At 65.7% G+C, this 20,784-nt stretch carries 16 protein-coding genes; 10 read left to right on the forward strand and 6 right to left on the reverse strand.

Annotated elements, in window-relative coordinates; translation table 11 throughout:
• Window positions 1-10: 10 nt before the first annotated feature.
• The 6 genes from RH858_RS02140 (at window position 11) to gyrA (ending at window position 8,874) form a co-directional block, all read left to right on the forward strand.
• Window positions 11-592: a biotin transporter BioY gene (locus RH858_RS02140; protein ID WP_259533605.1), complete on the forward strand. Its 582-nt coding sequence runs from the start codon at window positions 11-13 to the stop codon at window positions 590-592.
• 45 nt (window positions 593-637) lie between these two features.
• Window positions 638-1,366: an ABC transporter ATP-binding protein gene (locus RH858_RS02145; RefSeq protein ID WP_259533606.1), complete on the forward strand. Its 729-nt coding sequence runs from the start codon at window positions 638-640 to the stop codon at window positions 1,364-1,366.
• 1 nt (window position 1,367) lies between these two features.
• Window positions 1,368-2,087: an energy-coupling factor transporter transmembrane component T gene (locus RH858_RS02150; protein WP_259533607.1), complete on the forward strand. Its 720-nt coding sequence runs from the start codon at window positions 1,368-1,370 to the stop codon at window positions 2,085-2,087.
• Window positions 2,088-2,169: 82 nt separating this feature from the next.
• A complete protein-coding gene (locus RH858_RS02155; RefSeq protein ID WP_310561044.1) occupies window positions 2,170-4,317 on the forward strand; it encodes a (Fe-S)-binding protein in 2,148 nt (715 codons plus the stop codon).
• Window positions 4,318-4,429: 112 nt separating this feature from the next.
• On the forward strand, window positions 4,430-6,346 hold the full coding sequence (gene gyrB, locus RH858_RS02160) for a DNA topoisomerase (ATP-hydrolyzing) subunit B (protein WP_310561045.1): 1,917 nt from the start codon (window positions 4,430-4,432) through the stop codon (window positions 6,344-6,346).
• Complete coding sequence (gene gyrA / locus RH858_RS02165) at window positions 6,346-8,874, forward strand: DNA gyrase subunit A (protein WP_310561046.1); 2,529 nt, start codon at window positions 6,346-6,348, stop codon at window positions 8,872-8,874. The genes gyrB and gyrA overlap by 1 nt, the downstream gene beginning before the upstream one ends.
• Here gyrA and RH858_RS02170 read toward each other — a convergent pair.
• Window positions 8,859-11,255 carry an APC family permease gene (locus RH858_RS02170; protein WP_310561047.1) on the reverse strand — a complete coding sequence of 799 codons (2,397 nt, stop codon included), beginning with the start codon at window positions 11,253-11,255 and terminating at the stop codon, window positions 8,859-8,861. The two genes, gyrA and RH858_RS02170, sit on opposite strands and share 16 nt — an antisense overlap.
• 129 nt (window positions 11,256-11,384) lie before the next feature.
• The gene (rocF, locus tag RH858_RS02175; protein WP_259533612.1) at window positions 11,385-12,290 is read right to left on the reverse strand and encodes an arginase; all 906 of its coding nucleotides are present in this window, start codon (window positions 12,288-12,290) and stop codon (window positions 11,385-11,387) included.
• A 116-nt stretch (window positions 12,291-12,406) separates the two neighbouring features.
• Here rocF and RH858_RS02180 point away from each other — a divergent pair, with 116 nt between their 5' ends.
• Entirely contained in the window at window positions 12,407-12,889 is a 483-nt protein-coding gene (locus tag RH858_RS02180) for a DUF5793 family protein (protein ID WP_259533613.1), read from the forward strand.
• Window positions 12,886-13,521 (forward strand): uracil-DNA glycosylase family protein, encoded by a 636-nt coding sequence (locus tag RH858_RS02185; protein WP_259533614.1) that lies wholly within the window; start codon window positions 12,886-12,888, stop codon window positions 13,519-13,521. Before RH858_RS02180 ends, RH858_RS02185 begins: the two co-directional genes overlap by 4 nt.
• A gap of 286 nt (window positions 13,522-13,807) precedes the next feature.
• On the opposite strand, the gene RH858_RS02190 is transcribed toward RH858_RS02185, so the two are convergent.
• Window positions 13,808-14,332, reverse strand: coding sequence for a hypothetical protein (locus tag RH858_RS02190; protein ID WP_259533615.1), 525 nt, complete (start codon window positions 14,330-14,332; stop codon window positions 13,808-13,810).
• A gap of 22 nt (window positions 14,333-14,354) precedes the next feature.
• Entirely contained in the window at window positions 14,355-14,828 is a 474-nt protein-coding gene (locus RH858_RS02195) for a pentapeptide repeat-containing protein (protein ID WP_310561048.1), read from the reverse strand.
• Between the two features lie 490 nt (window positions 14,829-15,318).
• On the opposite strand from RH858_RS02195, the gene RH858_RS02200 reads away from it, so the two are divergent.
• Entirely contained in the window at window positions 15,319-16,350 is a 1,032-nt protein-coding gene (locus tag RH858_RS02200) for an MBL fold metallo-hydrolase (protein WP_310561049.1), read from the forward strand.
• Window positions 16,351-16,380: 30 nt separating this feature from the next.
• Here the strand turns inward: RH858_RS02200 and RH858_RS02205 are convergent, their stop codons facing one another.
• Window positions 16,381-17,613 carry an asparagine synthase-related protein gene (locus RH858_RS02205; protein WP_310561050.1) on the reverse strand — a complete coding sequence of 411 codons (1,233 nt, stop codon included), beginning with the start codon at window positions 17,611-17,613 and terminating at the stop codon, window positions 16,381-16,383.
• Window positions 17,614-17,635: 22 nt separating this feature from the next.
• On the reverse strand, window positions 17,636-18,334 hold the full coding sequence (locus tag RH858_RS02210) for a PHP domain-containing protein (RefSeq protein ID WP_259533621.1): 699 nt from the start codon (window positions 18,332-18,334) through the stop codon (window positions 17,636-17,638).
• A 131-nt stretch (window positions 18,335-18,465) separates the two neighbouring features.
• Between RH858_RS02210 and purL the strand changes: the two genes are divergently transcribed.
• On the forward strand, window positions 18,466-20,694 hold the full coding sequence (gene purL / locus RH858_RS02215) for a phosphoribosylformylglycinamidine synthase subunit PurL (RefSeq protein ID WP_310561051.1): 2,229 nt from the start codon (window positions 18,466-18,468) through the stop codon (window positions 20,692-20,694).
• Window positions 20,695-20,784: the final 90 nt, after the last annotated feature.

Raw genomic sequence — 20,784 nt, forward strand, 5'->3', positions numbered from 1 at the left:
ACGGCCATCCATGGCAACGAGGGCCGAATCGGTCGAACTCGTCGAGGAAGGAACCGTCACGAACCTCGCCAGGGCCGGGCTGTTCGCCGCGCTGGTCGGCGCGTTCGCGTACGTGGCGATCCCGACGCCGTTCTCGCCGGCTCCGGTGACCCTGCAGGTGCTCGGGGTGTTCCTCGCCGGGATCCTGCTGGGACCGGCGTGGGGCGGGTTTTCGATGGTGCTGTATCTGGCGGCCGGCGCGCTGGGCGCGCCGGTGTTCGCCGGCGGCACCGCGGGCCTCGGCGTTCTCGTCGGGGAGACCGCCGGATACCTGTGGTCGTACCCGATCGCGGCCGCCGTCGTCGGCGCGATCGTCCACCGCGGAACCGAACTGCGCCCCCCGAAGGAGGCAAGTGTTGGCCTCCTCGTCGGCGCGATGGTGGTCGGTGTCGCCGTCATCTACGGGGTCGGGACGGTCGTGATGGCGGCCGTCCTCGGACTCACTCTCCTCGAGGCGTTCCTCCTGGGGGCGGCCGCTTTCGTCCCGTTCGAGGTCGCGAAGATCGCCGCCGCCGTCGGAATCGTGCACTCGGATCGCCTCGCCGCAGTGTGAACCGATGGCCCGACCATCGACGACGTGGTGTCGGACTGATTCAAGATGATCCAGGTCCGTAACGTCACGGTGCAGTACGGAGACGTCGTCGCCGTCGACGACGTTACCCTCCAGATCCCCGACGGCGAGTTCCTCGCGCTGGTCGGGGCGAACGGCTCCGGGAAGACGAGCCTCGTGCGGACGTTCAACGGCCTCGTCACGCCCGACGAAGGGGAGGTGTGTGTCGACGGCCAGGAGGTCAGCTCGAACCCCGTGGCCGCCCGGACGGCCGTCGGCATGGTGTTTCAGGATCCCCGCGACTGTTTCGTCGCTGCAACCGTCGGCGACGACGTGGCGTTCGGGCCGGAGAACCTCGGCCTCTCGCGGAAGGAGATCCGCAAACGCGTAGAGTCGGCGCTTGCAGCCGTGCGAATGGAGGGTCGAGAAGCCGAACGGATCGACTCGCTGTCCGGCGGCGAACGCGCCAGGGTCGCGATCGCGGGGGCGCTCGCGATGGAGCCGTCACACCTCGTTCTCGACGAGCCGTTCGCAGGGCTCGACGCGCCGACGCGGGAGGCGGTCCGCAATCGACTCCGGACGCTTCACGGTGACGGAACCGGGATCGTCGTCGTGACCCACGACGTCGGGACCGTGATCGAACGTGCCGATCGTGTCCTCGCGCTCGCCGACGGCGAGATCGCACTGGAGGCGGACGTGAGCGGGGACGCGGCCCCCGATCCAGCGGTCGAGGACCGACTGGTTGCACTCGGCGTCCCGATTCACGGGCGCGAGTAGCGTGCTCCAGTATCGCCCCGACGACACGGTCGCACACCGGCTCGACCCCCGGACGAAACTCGTCGTCCAGTTCGCGGTGGTCGCCGTCGCGTACGCCTACACAACACCCGAGGGGTTGGCGGTTCTGACGGTCGTTGCGCTCGCGGCGCTTTTCCTCGCCGGGACTGGCCCGATCGCCGCGCTGTACGGCTTCCGGTTCGCACTCCCGTTTCTCGTACTGGCACCGATCATCGCCGGCGTCACCGTCGGCCCGCCGTGGTTCTCGCCGGGCGACGCCGCTGTCACCGGCCTGGCGTCCTACCGGGTCCTGCTCGTGTTGCTCGTGAGCGCGGCGTACGTCCGGTCGACGTCGATCCGGGAGTCGCGGGCGGCGATCCAGCGGACCGTCCCCGGCCGCCCGGGACAGTTGCTCGGGGTCGGCGTCGCCGTTACGGCCCGGTCCCTGCCGCCGTTGCGCCGGGAGCTGCTGGCCGTGCGCCGGGCAATGCGCGCGCGCCTCGGCGAGAACCGATCGCTCCGGGACCGGATCGGGCTGCTCGCCGTCGGTGGCGTCTCACGAGCGCTTGCGAGGGCGGATCGGCTTGCACTCGCACTCCGGGCGCGGTGTTTCTCCTGGAACCCGACGCTTCCGCCGCTGTCGTTCTCGCCGGTCGATTACCTGGTGACGCTGGGATCCGTCGTGACGATTCTGCTCGTTTTGACGGACAAAATACTGCGTTAACCGGCCGAACCGAGCGGAGTTACTTAAACGGGTGAACAAGCTCTTGGCAAGATTTAACCTGTGCGTGGCCACGTGAGAATATATGACAGTTCTACAGGCGGCGACCCGCGAGACGTACTGGACGATCAGTCCGACCGGCAAGGCGATCTTTTACTTCCTCGCCGCGGTCGCGATCCTGGTCTTCCTGTACGGCGCCTACGAGCGAGTCACCCGATACACGAAAGGATCGGAGGATCCGATTCCCCGACTCGATGACCTCGGGGCGCGCGTGATGGACGCGGCGAAGATCGTCGGATCGAACGAGAAACTGTTCGACCGGGACGTCTACGCCGGGATAATGCACACGTTCATCCTGTGGGGGTTCTTGGTACTGCTCATCGCGACGTCGATATTGGCGTTCGACGAGTACGCCTGGCAGCTGCTTCTCGGGGAGTCCTTCTGGGTCGGCGACTTCTACCTCTCGTATCAGTTCGTCGTCGACCTGTTCGGTCTGCTGTTCGTCGTCGGGCTGGGGATGGCCATCTGGCGGCGCTACAGGAACCGTGACGGCCGCGTATGGGGAAAACACACGGATCTCGACGACGACTTCCTGGTGTGGTCGCTGTTCTTCCTGGGCGTGGGCGGCTTCCTCGCGCAGGCGCTTTCGATCATCGGCCAGCCCCAGCGCGCAAACGAGCTCGTCAGCTTCGTCGGCTACGGGATGGCACAGGCGATGATCGCCGCGGGGGTCACTCCCGAGATGGCGGCGACCGCCTACTGGTGGACCTGGTGGACCCACGCGATCGTGGCGCTGGCGTTCATCGCGTGGATCCCGTACGGCAAACCGCTGCACATCCTGTCGTCGTTCGCGAACGTCGTCGCCAAAGACGAGAAGGCTGGCGCGCGCCTGCCGAACGTGCCGGCCGACCTCGAGGAGACCAACGCCGAATCGATCGACGACTTCACCTGGAAGGAGCTGCTCGATCAGGACGCGTGTACGAAATGTGGCCGGTGTTCGTCGGTGTGTCCGGCGAACGCCTCCGGGCGGCCGCTCGATCCCCGCGATGTTATCCTCGATCTGAAAACGTATCGAGAGTCACTCGACGGCGACAACGGCGGCGAGGAGGTGCCGATCGTCGCCGACGGCGGCGTCATTCAGCCGGAGACGATGGAGTCGTGTATGGCGTGTATGGCGTGTATGGACGCCTGTCCCGTCGAGATCGAGCACCTCTCGTCGTTCACGCGGATGAACCGGCAGATCACCGACGAGGGAATGGTCGACCCGAGCATGCAGGACGTGTTCGGCAACGTGATGCAGCGGGGCAACACGTTCGGCAACCAGCAGAGCGCGCGTGCCGACTGGGCCGACGAACTGGAGTTCGACCTCGAGGACGCCCGCGAGGAATCCGTCGAGTACCTCTGGTACGTCGGCGACTACCCGAGCTTCGACGACCGGAACAAGAAGGTCGCCCGGGCGCTGGCCCGGATCTTCGAGGCCGCCGACGTGGAATTTGGCATCCTGTTCGACGACGAGAAGTTCGACGGTAACGACATCCGCCGGGTGGGCGAGGAGTTCCTCTACCTCGAACTCGCGGGCCATCACGTCGAGACGTTCGAGGAGTGTGACTTCGAGAAGATCGTCTGTACCGACCCCCACGCGTACAACACGATGAAAAACGAGTATCCCGAGGTCGACTTCGCCGCCTTCGCCGACGACCCGGTGATGCCCTTCGAGTACGACGAACAGTGGAACGCAGACGGCGCCGTCGACGTGCTCCACTGGACGCAGGTGGCCGAAGAGCTCGTCGCCGACGGCCGACTCGACCTCTCGGGGGCCGAACTGGACTACACCGTCACCTATCACGATCCGTGCCACCTCGGCCGGATGAACGACGAGTACGAGGCGCCCCGCGAACTCATCCGTGCGACCGGCGCCGACCTCCACGAGATGCCGCGCAACCGGAACGACTCCTACTGCTGTGGCGGGGGCGGGGGCGGCCTCTGGCTCGACATCGACGAGGAGACGAAGCCCAGCGAGGAGCGGCTCCGTGAGGCGCTCGAGGACACCGCGGCGGGCGACGCCGTCGAAAAGTTCGTCGTCGCCTGCCCGATGTGTACCACCATGTACGAGGACGGCCGCAAGACCGGCGGCTTCGAGGACGAGATCGAGGTCGTCGACGTCGCCGAGCTGTTGATCGAGGCGCTCGAGGCGAACGGCACGCTCGAGACCGGCGAAGCGGCGGCCGCCTGATCGGGCGTTTATTACTGGAATTTTCACCCGATATAATTCGACTTCTTTCTTTTTCTTACGCGCGCGTGCGAGGCCTTTAAGTCGGATGCCGAGTAAAGCCGTACATAGTTCTATGTCAGAGGATACTGAGTACGGGGCCGGGCAGATCCAGGTCCTCGAGGGTCTCCAGGCCGTACGAAAACGCCCGGCGATGTACGTCGGGTCCACGGACGGCCGTGGGCTCCACCATCTCGTCTACGAGGTTGTCGACAACGCCATCGACGAGGCGCTCGCGGGGTACTGTGACACCATCGAGGTGACGATACACGAGGACAACTCCGTAAGTGTCAGCGACGACGGGCGGGGGATCCCGGTCGATCCACACGAGGAGTACGACAGGCCGGCGCTGGAAGTAATCATGACGGTGCTGCACGCCGGCGGAAAGTTCGATAGCAAATCCTACCAGGTGTCCGGAGGGCTCCACGGGGTCGGCGTTTCCGTCGTCAACGCGCTTTCTCAACGGCTCGAGGCGGAAGTGAAACGCGACGGCTACCTGTGGCGCCACCGGTTCGACCACGGCGAACCCGTCGAGGGCGCCTTCGAACGGGTTCGCCCGCTGGAGGACGACGAGGAGACCGGGACGTACATCCGCTTTTGGCCCGACGACGAGATATTCGAAACCGTCGACTTCTCTTTCGACACGCTCTCCTCTCGCCTCCGGGAACTCGCCTTCCTGAACCCGGGCGTCGAGATCACGCTCGCCGAGGAGGAAACCGACGAGAGACAGATATTCGAATACGAGGGCGGAATCAGGGAGTTCGTCCGCTATCTCAACGAGACGCGGTCGCCGCTCCACGAGGAAGTGATCTTCTTCAGTGAGGAGGAGCAGGGCGTCCACGTCGAGGTGGCGATGCAGGCGACAGAGGAGTTGCAGGGGTCGCTACACGCGTTCGCGAACAACATCAACACCAGGGAAGGTGGGACCCACCTCACCGGGTTCAAGACGGCGCTCACGCGCGTCGTGAACGACTACGCGAACGAACACGACCTCATCGGCGACATCGACGGTAACCTCAAGGGCGAGGACGTCCGCGAGGGGCTCACGGCGATCATCTCGGTGAAACATCCCGACCCGCAGTTCGAGGGGCAAACGAAGACGAAACTCGGAAACAGCGAGGTCCGTGGGATCGTTGAGTCGGCGATGCACGAACATCTGAGCACGTATTTCGAGGAGAATCCCGACATCGCTCGCGCGGTGGTCTCGAAGGCAGCAGAGGCTGCCCGGGCACGGCAGGCCGCAAAGAAGGCCGAAGAGCTCACGCGCCGGAAGTCGGCCCTGGAGACGACGGCGCTGCCGGGGAAGCTCGCGGACTGTCAGACTCGCGACCCGGGCGAAGCGGAGCTGTTCGTGGTGGAGGGAGACAGCGCCGGAGGAAGCGCCAAACAGGGCAGAGACAGGCGCTTCCAGGCGATTTTGCCACTCAAAGGGAAGATTCTCAACGTCGAAAAGCACCGCCTCGATCGGATCCTCGAGAACGACGAGATCCGAGCGCTGATCACCGCGATCGGCACGGGAATCGGCGAGGAGTTCGACATCGAGGAGGCCCGCTACGAGAAGATCATCCTTTTGGTCGACGCCGACGTCGACGGCGCCCACATCCGGACGCTGCTTTTGACGTTCCTCTACCGGCACATGAAGCCGCTGCTCGAGGCCGGATACGTGTACGCGGCCCAGCCCCCGCTGTACCGGATCCGGAAGGGCGGGGACACCTACGACGCGATGACCGAAGCCGAGCGCGACCGGATCGTCGAAGAGGAGTGTGGCGGCGCTCCCGACCAGGTGCAGCGGTTCAAGGGACTCGGGGAAATGAACCCCGACCAGCTGTGGGAAACGACGATGGACCCGGAAAACCGCATCCTGAAACGGATCGCGATCGAGGACGCGGCGGCCGCCGATCGCACGTTCAGCGTGCTGATGGGTGACGCCGTCGAACCGCGAAAACAGTTCATCAAGGAACACGCGAAGGACGCAGAGTGGGTGGACATCTGATGAGTTCAGAGATACCCGATCCCGACGACGATCACGCCGCAGAGGTACAGGTCGCCCGCATCGAAGACGAGATGGAGCAGTCCTACATCGATTACGCGATGTCGGTGATCGCGGGCCGGGCGCTGCCGGACGTCCGCGACGGTCTCAAGCCCGTCCACCGGCGCATCCTGTATGCGATGCACGAGGCGGGCGTGACCAGCCGGGCGAGCCACCGGAAGTCCTCTTCGGTCGTCGGCGAAACGATGGGTGATTACCACCCGCACGGCGACACCGCGATCTACGACACGCTCGCCCGGATGGCCCAGGACTTCTCGATGCGGTATCCGCTGGTGGACGGTCAGGGGAACTTCGGCTCGGTCGACGGGGATCCGCCGGCGGCGATGCGGTACACCGAGGCCCGGATGGCCCCGATCGCCGAGGAACTGCTCGCGGATATCGACAGGGACACCGTCGACTTCGCTCCGAACTACGACGACCGGCTCGAGGAGCCCGAAGTGCTGCCGGCGGCGTTCCCGAACCTGCTGGTCAACGGCTCGTCGGGCATCGCCGTGGGGATGTCGACGAACGTTCCGCCGCACAACCTCGGCGAGGTGATCGACGCGACGATCCACCTGATCGACAACCCCGACTGTACGGTCGAGGACCTGATGGAACACGTTCCGGGACCGGACTTCCCGACCGGGGCGAACATCGTCGGCCGCAATGGGGTTTACAAGGCGTACAAGACCGGCCGCGGGAAGATCCGGGTGCGCGCCGAGTTCGAGGTCGACGAGGAAAAGGGACGGATCGTCATCACGGAACTCCCCTTCCAGCAGAACAAGTCCCGGCTGGTCGAACGGATCGCCGACGACGTAAACGAGGGGACGATCCCTGGGATCCGGGATCTCCGCGACGAGTCGGATCGGGACGGTATCCGGATCGTGATCGAACTCAAGCAGAGCGCGATGCCGGACGTGGTGAAAAACCAGCTGCTCGACAACCATCTCGAGCGCACGTTCGGCGTGATCAACCTCGCGCTGGTCGACGGCGCGCCGCGGGTGCTGACGCTCAAGGAGACGCTCGCGGAGTATCTCGATCACCGCAGGGAGGTGGTCCGGCGGCGCTCGCAACACGAACTCGAGGAAGCCCAGGACCGTGCACACATCCTCGAAGGGCGGCTGCGGGCACTCGAGAACGTCGACGACGTCGTCGAGCTCATTCGGAACGCATCGGATCGCGACGCGGCCAAGTCGGCGCTGCGAGAGGAGTACGGCTTCTCCCAGCCCCAGGTCGAGCACATCGTCGCGATGCAGCTCGGCTCGCTCACCTCGATGGAGTCCGAAGAGATCGAACGAGAGTACGAGGACATCCAGGCCCGGATCGAACGCCTGAACGAGATTCTCGAAAACGAGTCCGAACTACTCGGGGTTATCGAGGACGAGCTCCGGGAGATCAAGGCAGAATACGACGACGAGCGCCGCACCACCTTCGTCGAGGACGACGGCACCGTCACCCACGAGGACCTCATCCCGGAAGCCGAGATGGTCGTCACGATGTCGGAGGACGACTATATAAAGCGGATGTCGCTTTCCACCTTCCGGGCGCAAAACCGCGGTGGAAAGGGGATCATCGGCACGGAACTGAAGGAAGGCGACAGCGTCTCCTCGGTGTTCGTCGCGAACACTCACGATCTCCTGTTGGTGTTTACGACACACGGCCAGATCTACGAGCTCAAGACCTACCAGATACCGGAGATGTCGAGAACCGCCCGGGGCAAGTCGGCAGTGAACCTGCTGGACCTCGAGGACGGCGAGGAGATCACTGCGGTGGTGAACACAGAAGCGCTCTCCGACGAGCAGTACCTGACGATGGTGACCCGGGACGGCTACGTGAAACGGACCTGCGCGAGCGAGTTCGGGCACATCCTCTCGACGGGGATCCGCGCGATACGGCTCGAGGAGGGCGACGAACTGATCGACGTCGAGGTGACCGACGACGAGACCGACCTCGTGATCGGCACCCGCGGAGGGATGTCGATCAGGTTCGACGAGGAGGAAGTTCGTCCGATGGGTCGCAGCGCCCGGGGCGTGCGCGGGATCCGGCTGGAGGGCGACGATCGGGTTGCCGGGATTGCGGCGGTAGATCCCGACAGACACAGCTGGGTACTGACAGTGACGGAAAACGGCTACGGCAAGCGGAGCGACGTCGGCGCCTACCGCGTGCAGTCGCGCAACGGCAAGGGCCTGATCGACATCAAGACGAACGAACGCAACGGCGAAGTCGTCGGGATCGCGACGGTCGGCCCGGGAGATCACCTGGTGACGATGAGCCGCGGTGGGCAGATCATGCGCACCCGGGTGGAGGACCTCTCGATCGTCGGTCGAAACACGATGGGCGTGACTGTCATGGAAGTCGAGCCGGGCGATGCAGTTGCCTGCATGGAGGTCGTCCCGGCCCAGCGGCTGGAGGAGGCGCCAGCCACCGATGAGGATGAGACGACCACCGACGGGGACGGTGAAGAACCGGACACGGATCAATCGAACAGGTAATCCATCAGGAACCGACCGACAGGACCTCTGGTGTCGGTGTCCTCGTGGGTCTGGACCATTACCGCTGTGCAGTCGACCGAATCGACCAGCAGATCTCCCGGCCGGCCGAGAACCCGCCCACGAAAGCCGCCGCGGTCGACGCCGGTCACCAGCAGATCCGCGGTCCCGACGAACCGAACGAGCCCGGAAATCCCGTCCTCGCTTTCGACGACCGTCGATCGCGTAGGAACGGTACACAGGGAGATCAATTCGTCGTGGTAGTTCGCCACAGTTCGGCGCTGCGTCTCCGGCGGGTTCTCCGGAATCGCCTGAAGGAGGTTGATCTCAGCGCCGGTTTCCTCGCCGATCGCGTCCGCGATGAGGAGTTTCAACGGGTCGTACGGTCCACGAGTCGTCACCACGGCAACCTCGTCGATCCCGTCGAACCCCCGATCTTCGACGAGCAACACGTCACACGGCGCGTTCGCGAGGATCTCGTCCGTCTCGCTGCCGAAGAGCCGACGATGCAACTCCTCCCGGCGGCGTTCCACGACCAGCAGGTCGTACCTTCCGTACGCCGCCACGTCGATCATGGCACGCTCGTGATCCCTGCTGTCGATCTCCCGGTACTCGATCGTCGGTCCGTTCCTCCCAGCGGATCCGCGAACGGTTCCGGATTGTCCACCGGACGGTCGAGTTGCCGGTCGGACAGTGCCGTTCTCCGGGAACCATTCCGCCGTGTCCCCCGAGTCAGTCGGGAACCAGTCGGGAACGTCGGCAGCGTGAACCTCCGGATGATCCTCGTCAAATACCCGACGTGGAACGTCGAAGAACTTCACGAGGGAGACTACCGTCGTCCGCAACCGTCCCAGATCCGCCGAGATCCGGAGCATGTTCCGCTGTGTGTCTTCGGGCGTCCGGTCGGTGATCGCAACCAGGACGTCGTACTCGGCGTCGTTTTGAAACAGCCTGCGGGTCCGATCGACCGCGGAGACACCGAGACTCTCCCGTACACCCGCCCTGACGGCCCCTTCGCGGTCGATCGTCCCCCGCGCATACAGAAAGTAGTACGCGACACCCACCGCCACGATGACCGCAGCACCGACGAGCGGAACCGTTCCGACCTGCGTCAAAACCACGATACCACTGACCATGCCGAACACCTGCATCCAGGGGTATAGCGGCGACGTGAATTCGGGATCGTACTCCTCGATCGCCCCTTCGCGGAAGCCGACGAGCGCGAGATTGACGAGGACGAAAACGAGGATCTGGAACGCGCTGCCGAACTTGGCGACCTCAGATATCGGGAGGAACGCCACCATAAACAGGATCATCCCGCCGGTCACGCCGACGGCGAGAACGGGGGTGTGAAACCGGTCGCTGACGCGTTCGAACGCTGCTGGCGCGAGGTCGTCCCGGGCCATCGCGAACGGGAACCGCGAGCCCGACAACAGCCCCGCATTGGCCGTCGACGCGAGCGCCAACAGGGCGGCGATCGTTACCCCGACCACGCCGACGCTGCCGAGCGTCTCCCGTGCAGCGATCGCCATGATCGGGCCTTCGCCCTCCTCGGTGAGCAACCCGTTCGCGTACGCCTCGACGTCGGCCGCTTCCGCAGCGGACAGTTCCGCCACGTCGACGACCCCGATGGCGACGTACACGGTCGCAACGTAGATGACAGTAGTGAGTACGAGCGAGCCGACCATCGCCCGAGGAATCACTCTCCCGGGGTCTTTCACCTCCTCGGCGACGGCGGCGATTTTGATCACGCCGGCATACGAGATGAACACGAGGGCGGTTGCCGCGAGAAATCCGGACTCGCCGACCGCGAAGGCGCCGTCGATCTGTGCGCTCTGGACCTCACCGAATCCACCGGCGACGAACCACGCCATCACAACCAGCATGAGACCGACGATGAGGAACTGTAACCGGCCTGTGCTGGACGTACTGACCGCGTTGAGCACGACGAACCCGACTGCGAGAACCAGGGCGAAGGGAACGATCGGATCGCCGAACACCGGAACCTGTACCTCCCGGAGCCGGGGGAACAGAAACACCAGATACGGCATCCCGCCGATCAACGCGAGCGCCCCTTTAAACGAGAGCATGAACCAGTTTCCAAGGCCCGCGATCGTCCCGAGTAACGGTCCCATCCCGCGTTCGACGTACACGTACGAGCCGCCGTCCTCGGGCATCGCAGTGGCCATCTCGGCGGCCGAGAGCGCCGCCGGCAGTACGAGCACCCCTGAAACGAGAAACGCCATCACGACCGAGGGATGCCCACCGTCGACCGTGACGAAGGCGACGCCGGGAAGTATGAAGATACCGGAGCCGACCATGGCCCCGATTGCGATCGCAGTCGTCGCCGGGAGTCCGAGGTCCCGCTTCAGCCCAGTCGGCACGGCCCCCTCACCTGTCGCGTTCGAGACGTTCCACTCGAGTGTAGCCGTTCGGATCGCACGCGAGGAAATTGTCTCCCACCGCGTTTAGACGCCGATCCAAACGAGTTAGGATCACACCGGGGAGCCGGATTACAACACGCGTTTCCCGAACGCGCTGGCGGCGAGTTCGGTCGCCAGTTCGGCGGTTTCGTTGTGCTGGTCGAGCGTCGGATTCACCTCGACGAGTTCCATCGATCGGAGCGTCCCGGTGTCGGCGACGATCTCCATCGCGGAGTGAGCCTCCCGGTAGGTAACCCCGCCCCGGACGGGCGTGCCGACCCCGGGGGCGACGTTCGGATCCAGCCAGTCGAGATCGAGGCTGACGTGGAGCCCGTCGACCCCGTCGGTCGCGATCGACAGCGCCTCCTCGACGACTTCGGTGATACCGTGCTCGTCGATGTCCGACATCGTGTAGGCGGCGAACCCGCGCTCGCGGAGCAGTTCCTGCTCTGCGGGATCGACGCTGCGGAGCCCGACGAGGGCGATGTTCTCGGGGGAGAGCCGCGGCGCGTTCGCCCACTCCGTGTCGGCGAACTCGTCGATCCCCAGCGCCGCCGCGAGCGGCATCCCGTGGACGTTGCCCGACGGCGAGGTCGACGGGGTGTTCAGGTCGGCGTGGGCGTCAAACCAGACGGCGCCGACGTTCGCCTCGCGTGCGGTCCCCGAAAGCGATCCGATGGCGACGCTGTGGTCGCCACCGAGCACGAGCGGCGTCTCCCCGTTGGAGAGTGCGAGTGCAACCTCGTTTCCCAGCTGTCTGGAGACCGCAGCCGTCTCCCGGAGGAACTTCGCGCGACCGCCCGGGGGTTCGTCTGCGTCCGGATCCCGCTCTTCTGCACGGGGAACGAAGAGGTCGCCACCGTCCCGAGGGTCACTGCCTGCCGACTCGAGCTCCTCGGCCAGTCCGGCATAGCGGATGGCGGACGGTCCCATGTCGACGCCGCGTCGGTTTGCGCCGAAGTCCGTCGGCGCCCCGATGATCCGGACGGTTCTCATACTTCGAGTGGAACTCTCCGGCCGCTTGAACTTCCCGATCGGGCGCAGGATCGACGTGCCGGAGACGGTGCGGGCGTCAAGTTCATACCGTCCCGTTCCCAACGGACGGACAGGAAATGCGGCGTGACTACTTCGAACTGGACGTCCGAAACGTCGACTGGATCCGGAAGGGCGGCGAGCCGCAAAAGCCGTTCGTTCGGATCGACTTCCACGGGCCCGAAGAGCTGCTCGAAGGTCAACTCGCCGACGTCGACGAGGACGACGGGGAGCTTCTCGAGGCCGAGAACGTCGACGTCTCCTTCCGGCTGCTCGAACCCCACGAGGACGACCCCGACGCCGAGGGCGTGGTGAGCGTGACGAACAGGCTCACCGGCGACTTCGTCTTCGAACTCAACGCCACGGCCGGGGATGTACTCCAGTTCATCCGCGCCGCACGCGAGTACGGGCGTTCCGACGGCTCGGACGGCCAGTACCGCATCGAGATCGATTACGAGGGGAACCCACTCGTCGAGTACGAGAAGGGCACGTTCCTCGTGTACGACGCCGACGGGAACCTGCTTCGACGCGAGAGTCTCATTCCCTCCGGGATCGAACTGTGAGGAACGTCACGGACAGGCGGCGAAACCCGTTCGGAATGACTCCCCCGTGCGATCGCTACGTTCCGGGGTACGGCGACGCGAACGCCGACTTTCACGTCGTCGGTGACCATCCCGGCGTCCACGGCGGCATCGAGACGGGTGTTCCGTTCACTGGGGCCCCGTGGTCGGCATCGTTCCTCGCGGCGCTCGTCGACGCCGGCCTCCTGGTCGACGATGATCCCGAACGGCCCCGGGTGGCGTCGACGTTTTTCTCGTATCTCCACAGCTGTGTCCCCGACGTCGAACCGCCGACCCCGAAGTCCTACGCCGACATGGAACGGTTCTTCGACGCGGAACTGCGGGCGATTGCCGCCCACGTACTGCTTCCGGTCGGCGAACGCGCAACCGAACACGTGCTCGAAACCTACACCGCGAGGGATCCGGAGCGCGCACGGGAGATGGATCGGCTTCACGCGAGTGAGCTCCACGGCTCCGGCTTCCTCGTCGTGCCGATCAAGGACCCCACAGACTGGAGCGACGACGACGCCGACAGACTCGTCGAAGCGCTCGTGGTACTGCAGGCAACCGACTACAGGCGAGAGTCCGATCTCGGCCGGTTCCTTCCCGGTGGAGACCCGTATTACGTCAGGTGACATCCGTTCATCGACATCGATTTTGAACACTTATTAGTAGTCGTTCGTTCGGGTTTTACCCAAATAAAGTAATATTCGAACAGATTATTAGCAACCGCCGGTGAATGTTGGCACGAAAGAAGAGATAAACTTAATATCGTCCTACGACACGAATGGCGCGAAACAGTCGCGCCGACACGGACTAGTGCTCCAGTGGCTTGGTCAGTCAATCGACCGTTTCAGGTCGCCCTCCCGGCCGTCCGGTCGGGAGGATCCGTGTCACGACGAACGCAGTCGAGTCCTACTGCTATCCGGCCCGGAGATATCTCCCAACGTCGACGAGGAAGGCGACGACCGCCCCGACCGGAATCACGACGAGCAAAAGCGCCGTCACCGCGACCGGGACGCCCTCGGCCAACACCCCGGGCACGGGGACGCCCGCCACCGCGAACGGGAGATCGCTCGCGAGCAGGAGCCACACCGCGGGCAAGAGTGCTGCGACCCCGTACAGGCGAGCGGCACCACGACCGAACCGAAGAACCGTAGTACCGACTGTCACCGGAAGGAGAACGACCCCGACCGCGAACGCGATCCCGGTGACAGCGTCCGGTGACGCCAGAACGTACACGATCGGATCAATGAAGCCGGCGCTCGCGAACACCGTCTCCTGGGGTGTAGCTGACACCTCGTCGGCCAGCGTGGCGAGAGTGCCCGCGTTGGCGGAGAGATACGCGGAAAGCCCCGCGAGATAGACAACGAGCCCGACGAGTGACGCGTACAACCCGCGGCGGAGGCCTACCCGATGAGCGTCGACGCCGGTACTCTCGCGCACGTCGGTCGTCGTCGACGGATCCTCATCGGCGGCACCCTGCTCCGATGCAGTCGTCGTTCCGTTCGTTCGCGGGTCGGTCGTACCGACGCCCGTCGAACTCCCTTCCGCCTTCGATGACGCCGAACCGGACGTTCCCGTCGCGGTTCCGGTAGTAGAACTGTTTTCGGCAGCGCTCGACCCAGAGGTGGTTCTCCCAGCAGTGGTGTCTGTCGCCGTCGAACCCGTCGCCGTCGAACCCGTCGCCGTCGAACCCGTCGCCGTCGACCGACCGGTACCCGAACCCGTCGACGTGGCGCCACTGGAGGTTGCACCGCTGGAGGTTGCACCGCTGGAGGTTGCACCGCTGGAGGTTGCACCGCTGGAGGTTGCACCGCTGGAGGTTGCACCGCTGGAGGTTGTACCGCTGCCGGTCGAAGAGCGCGATTCCTCCCTCGAACCGCTTCGGCCCGTGCTGCTCCCTGCCGAGTTTGTCCCGCTCGAGGCGGAACCGTCCCATCGGCCGGCGCCGCCGGACGATCCGGCAGATCGTGCGGTCGTCTCGGTCGCAGCGGGCGTCGGATCCGTTCCCGAAGAGTCCGAACTGTCCGACCCGTCGTCGACCGTCGACACGACCGTGGTTGGAAGCCCGCCGAGCTGTTCTCGGACGTACGATCGATGACCGAGCCGGTCGTAGCGTGCCCGCTCTTTCGGATTCGAGAGCGTCTCGTAGGCGCGTTTTACGACCTTGAACTGTGCGTCCGCGTTCTCCCTGTCGTTGACGTCGGGGTGGTATCGGCGGACTGCCCGTCGGTACGCGCGTTTCAACTCCTCGTCGTCGGCGTCCTCGTCCACCTCCAGCAGATCGTAGAAGTCCGCCGACATTGTCTGCAATCGAATAACGAGCCGCCCCGTTTCAACGTGACTCTCTAAATATCAGTACTGAAATCCACGAGGGATCCGCCCGGGCTTTCCGTACGTTCATATTCGTTCCCGTCCGATCCGAAAACGTGCAGCGAATACAGCTCGGAAACACGGTGTTCGAGGGCGAAAACGACGTCTACCTGTTCGACGGCGATACCACGGCGTTGATCGACACGGGCGTCTCGCTGCCGTCCGTGCGGGAGGAACTGCAGTCGGGGTTGGCGGAGCTGGGCATCTCGTTTGGCGACGTCGACGAGATCTTCCTCACTCACTGGCACCCGGACCACTCCGGGCTCGCGGGCGAGATCCAGGCGGCGTCCGGCGCGACCGTCCGGATCCACGAGGCCGACGCGCCGCTGATCGACGGCAGTCAGCGATCGCTGCTCGAGGATCCCGCGGCACAGCGAGCCCAGTTCGACGACTGGGGGATGCCAGAAGAGCCGAGAGCGGAGCTCCAGGCGTTTCTCGGAAACGTGATGGAGGACCTCCGCGGCGAGCCGGTCGACACCACACCGATCTCCGACGGGGAGACGTTCGTGGTGAACGGAACGGAGCTTTCGGTGGTCCACCTTCCGGGGCATACGGCCGGAAGCGTGGCCTACGAGTTCGAGGCCGAGGAAGATCGACTGTCGGAACGTGCCGATCGTCCCCCAGGACGTGAGGCGTTCGTCGGCGACGTCATCCTGCCGGAGTACACCCCGAACGTCGGCGGTGCCGACACGCGCGTCGAGGATCCGCTGGGAACGTACGTCGAGAGCCTGGATTCGATCGTCGAGCGGGGCTGGAACCGGGCGTGGCCGGGCCACCGATACCCGATCGACGATCCCCCCGCCCGTGCGGCGACGATCCTCGAACACCACCGCCGCCGGACGCAGCGAGTCGTCGACAGCCTCGAAGAGGAGGGTCCGGCCGACGTCTGGACGGTGTCGGCGCGGCTGTTCGGCGACCTCGAGAACATCCACATCCTCCATGGGCCCGGGGAGGCCTCCGCCCACCTCGATCACCTCCAGCGGGCCGGCGTCGTCGACCGGAACGACGACGGAGTGTACGCGCTGTGTGAGGAGTCACCCGACGTCGACGCACTGTTTCCGTCGCCCGCGCGACGATCGAACGTTTGAAGAGTACGACATCTGGCGCGATCGCCGAGGCTATGCCCCGTCCTCGAGGAGCGACTCGACGTATCGGTCGACGTGGCGATCCATGCGCCGCTTGAATCCGGCCCGCCTCGCGAGTCGATCCAGCTCCCGGGAGACGTAGGTTCCATACTGGAGCGCCTTCTTCTCTGCAGTCCAGACCGATCGCGGAACGACGTCGGTTTCGTCGGCGAATCGGCGGAGTGCAACCTTCCGGATCCCGCCATCGACGAGCAGCTCCGGAGGCAGTCGGAGCGCCGCCTCGACAACCCGGTCCTGGAGGAACGGGGCGGCGACGTCGACGCCGGCCGCCCGAATCGCCGTTACGTCCCGGGCCAGCTGCTCCGGAAGCGTCGCGATCACCTCCCGGACCGCCCCCCGAACCGACTCCGCCTCGACCCGGTGATCGTCGGCCGGGTCGACGACCTTCGCGTAGCCGCCGAACAGCTCGTCGGCCCCCTGGCCGACCGCGAGCGTCCCGTAGCCGTCGGCCGCCGCGCGTTCGGCGACGATCGAAAGCGGGATCGCTATGGCGACGTCCATCGCGTTCGTCCGCCCAGTCGCGGAGACGACGCGGGGGACCGCACGCCGGAGCGTTTCGTGTGTGAGTTCGATCACTCGCAGGTCCCCCGACCGGCCCATGGCGTCAGCCGCCTCCCGCGCAGCGGCGACGTCGTGACATCCCTCGAACCCGACGACATACAGCGGGGCGTCCGGGTGGCCCGCCGCCACGAGCGCCGAGTCGACCCCGCCCGAGAAGGCGACGGCGACGTCGTCCGAAGACGACTCTTTCCGGTTCGATCCCTCACCGTCGGGCCGCTCGATCCCGAGTGCGGGAGCCAGCGCCCCTCGAAGCCGGTCGAGTGCGGCACCGGACGCCTCCGGCGACGGCCTCGGGAGGCGCCATCGCCGTGTCCGGTTCGCCCATCCCCCGTCGCGTTCCGGCGACCACGTGACACCGGCGGGGAACAACACCGGGTCGTCCAGCGGTCCCGGCTCGAACGCCCAGTCGACGGCAGGCGGGCCAGTGTCCGATCCGTCTGTCCCCGACGTCTCCGAGGTCGTCTGCCCCTCCAGGAACAGCGGTTCGCGGCCGAGAACGTCCCGGAACAGGGTTCCATCGAGCCGCCCCGCAAAGCCCGCAAGCGACGCCGGATACCCGGAACGGGATCCGGGAAGCGGCTCGCGATCCGCGATGGTTCGCCGAACGATCGACGGATCCGCACCACAGACGTCGGGTCGTGTCACGGCAGAACAGCACCCATCCGGATCACCCGCGTGCGGTCTCGAGCAGTTCGTCCACCCGACGGTAAATCCGACGCTTCGCCCCGCCTGCTGCCTGCCGGAAGCTGATGTGCCAGGGTGTGCGCTTCCCGACGACGCTCGTTCGTCCCGCCGCGATCGCCTCGAGGATCGCCCCGGAGGTTCGGGCGTCGGCATCGACGTCGGTGACCGCCTGACCGACCATCTCGGAGATGTGCGCGTCGCTGCCGGCAGTCATCGAAAGCCCGCGAGCCCGGGCGAAGCGTTCGGCCTTCCGGTTGGCCCGGCCGGTGAGCAGCCGGGAGTTGTACACCTCGATCGCGTCGGCGCTCGCGAGCTGGTCGTCGGTGACGTGGGGGGCGACCCCGTGACGCGACTTCTGAAACGGGTGGGGAATCACGGCGATCCCGCCCTGTTTACGGATCCGGTCGAGCGTCTCGTCGTACGGAAGCCCCGCGGGAACGAGCTCCTCGACACCCAGCGCGAGGACGTGGCCCACCGCGCAGGTAACCTCCATGGCCGGAATACCGACGAGCCCGTACTCCGGCGCCAGCTCGGCGGCCTCGAGGCTCGCGTCGATTTCGTCGTGGTCGGTGACGGCGAGCGCGTCGAGTCCGACGGCCGCCGCCTGCCCGAGGAGGAGTTCCACCGGATCCCGCCCGTCGTGAGACAGCGACGAGTGCGCGTGTAACTCGACCGATAACACGGCCGCAGCTACGAGTGTGGACTTAAAAAGGATCACGGTAGCATCTGCCGATCCGTCGTCCCTGCGTCGAGGGACACCACGTTCGTGCATATAGAAAAGCATTAATCCGCTCTATCTGACCATATAAGTGGATGAGTCTCTCCGATTCGGATCACGAGCGCATCACCGCCGAACTCGACCGGGAGCCGACACCTGTCGAGGCGGCGCTTTTCGAGAACCTCTGGAGCGAACACTGCGCGTATCGCTCCTCCCGACCGCTCCTGGGCGCGTTCGAAAGCGAGGGACCGCAAGTAGTCGTCGGCCCGGGAGACGACGCCGCAGTCGTCGCGGTGCCGAAGCCGGAGGCGTCCCGTCTTCCCCCGGGCGAGCGGGACGAGCACGACTACACGGACACGTACCTCACGTTCGGCATCGAGAGCCACAACCACCCCTCCTACGTCGATCCGTTCGACGGCGCCGCGACCGGGGTCGGCGGGATCGTCCGCGACACGATGAGTATGGGGGCGTATCCGATCGCGCTGGCGGACAGCCTCTACTTCGGCTCGTTCGATCGAGACCACTCCCGATATCTCTTCGAAGGCGTCGTCGAGGGGATCAGCCACTACGGAAACTGTATCGGCGTCCCGACGGTCGCCGGCAGCGTCGACTTTCACGACGGCTACGAGGGGAACCCGCTCGTCAACGTCGCCTGCGTCGGCCTGACCGACGCCGACCGGGTTGTCACCGCAGAGGCGCAACAGCCGGGAAACGCGCTCGTTCTGGTGGGGAACGCAACCGGCCGCGACGGGCTCGGCGGGGCGTCGTTCGCCTCCGAAGACCTCGGAGAGGACGCACAGACGGAGGATCGCCCCGCGGTGCAGGTCGGGGATCCGTACGCCGAAAAGCGGCTCATCGAATGCAACGAGGAACTCATCGAGGAGGAGCTCGTCATCTCGGCCCGCGACTTGGGCGCGGCGGGGCTGGGCGGCGCCTCCTCGGAGATGGTTGCAAAGGGGGAACTCGGCGCCCACATCCAGCTCGAACGGGTCCACCAGCGGGAGCCGAACATGCGACCCCTCGAGATCCTGCTCGCCGAGTCCCAAGAGCGGATGTGCTACGAGGTCCGCCCCGAAGACGTCGGGCGGGTGCGCGAGCTCGCCGAGCGGTTCGATCTGGGCTGTTCGGTCATCGGGGAGGTGACCGACGGGAACTACGTGTGCACGTTCGCCGACGAAGCGGGCAGCGAGGACGAGGACGCAACGCGGGACACCGTCGTCGACGTGCCGGCAGAGTTCCTCGCCGACGGCGCTCCGATGAACGACCTCCCGATGACCGAGCCCGAAACACCCTCCCAGGAGCTTCCGGACGTCTCGCTGGAGGCGGCAGTCGAAGCAGTCGTTTCGAGCCCGACGACCGCAAGCAAGCGGTGGGTGTACCGACAGTACGACCACGAGGTCGGCGTCCGAACGGCAGTGGGGCCCGGCGCGGACGCGGCGGTGCTCGCACTCAGGGAACTCGCCCCCGAACCCGAGGCGAACGTCGGCGACGGCGTGGGGCTCGCGATCTCGGCGGGCGCCAACCCCAACTGGACGAGCGTGGCGCCGTACGACGGTGCCCGGGCGATCGCCATCGAGAACGCCGCAAACCTCGCGGCTGTCGGCGCCCGGCCCCTCGCGGCGGTTGACTGCCTGAACGGCGGCAATCCCGAAAAACCGGACGTGTACGGCGCGTTCGCCGCGGTCGTCGACGGACTCGCCGACGCCTGTGCCGGGCTCGACGTGCCGGTCGTCGGCGGCAACGTCTCACTGTACAACGACTCGACAGCAGGTCCGGTGCCCCCGACGCCGACGCTCGCGGTGATCGGAACGAAACGCGGCTACGACGCTCCCGGAATCGAACTATCGGGTCGGACGGACACGGAGCTGCTCGTCGTCGGCGAGGGGTCCGACTGCCTCGGCGGCTCCGAGTATCTCGTCCGGTGTGGCGGGAGCGATCGGTTCCCGACGCTACCGGCGGATCCGGCCGCCGCCGTGGATTCGCTGGCGTGGGTCGCGTCCCTGGAGTCGACGGTGGCGGCCCACGACGTGAGCCACGGCGGACTCGTCGTCACGCTCGCGGAGATGGTGACCGAAGAGGCGGGCGTCGACGTCTCGCTCCCGGATCGAATCGCGGCGTTCGAGGAGACACCCGGACGGCTCGTCGTCGAGACGACCGACGAAAACGCAGTCCGGGACGCTGTCGGGGACGCCGTTCCGGTGGAGTCGCTGGGGGCGTGTACCGACGACGGTCGCTTCTCGCTGTCCGTGGACGGGGAAACGATCGAACTCTCCGCCGGCGAGATCGCCGAAAAGCGGGCAGTCATCGAACGGGAACTGGAGTAGGAAAATTTGAATACGGAAGACAGCCGACGAAGAAGAAAGTGATATCTCTGCATAATAGTACGTTATAAGACACATATGTGTGAGGAAGGA

This window comes from Halalkaliarchaeum sp. AArc-GB (assembly GCF_031432225.1).
Classification (GTDB): Archaea; Halobacteriota; Halobacteria; order Halobacteriales; family Haloferacaceae; genus Halalkaliarchaeum.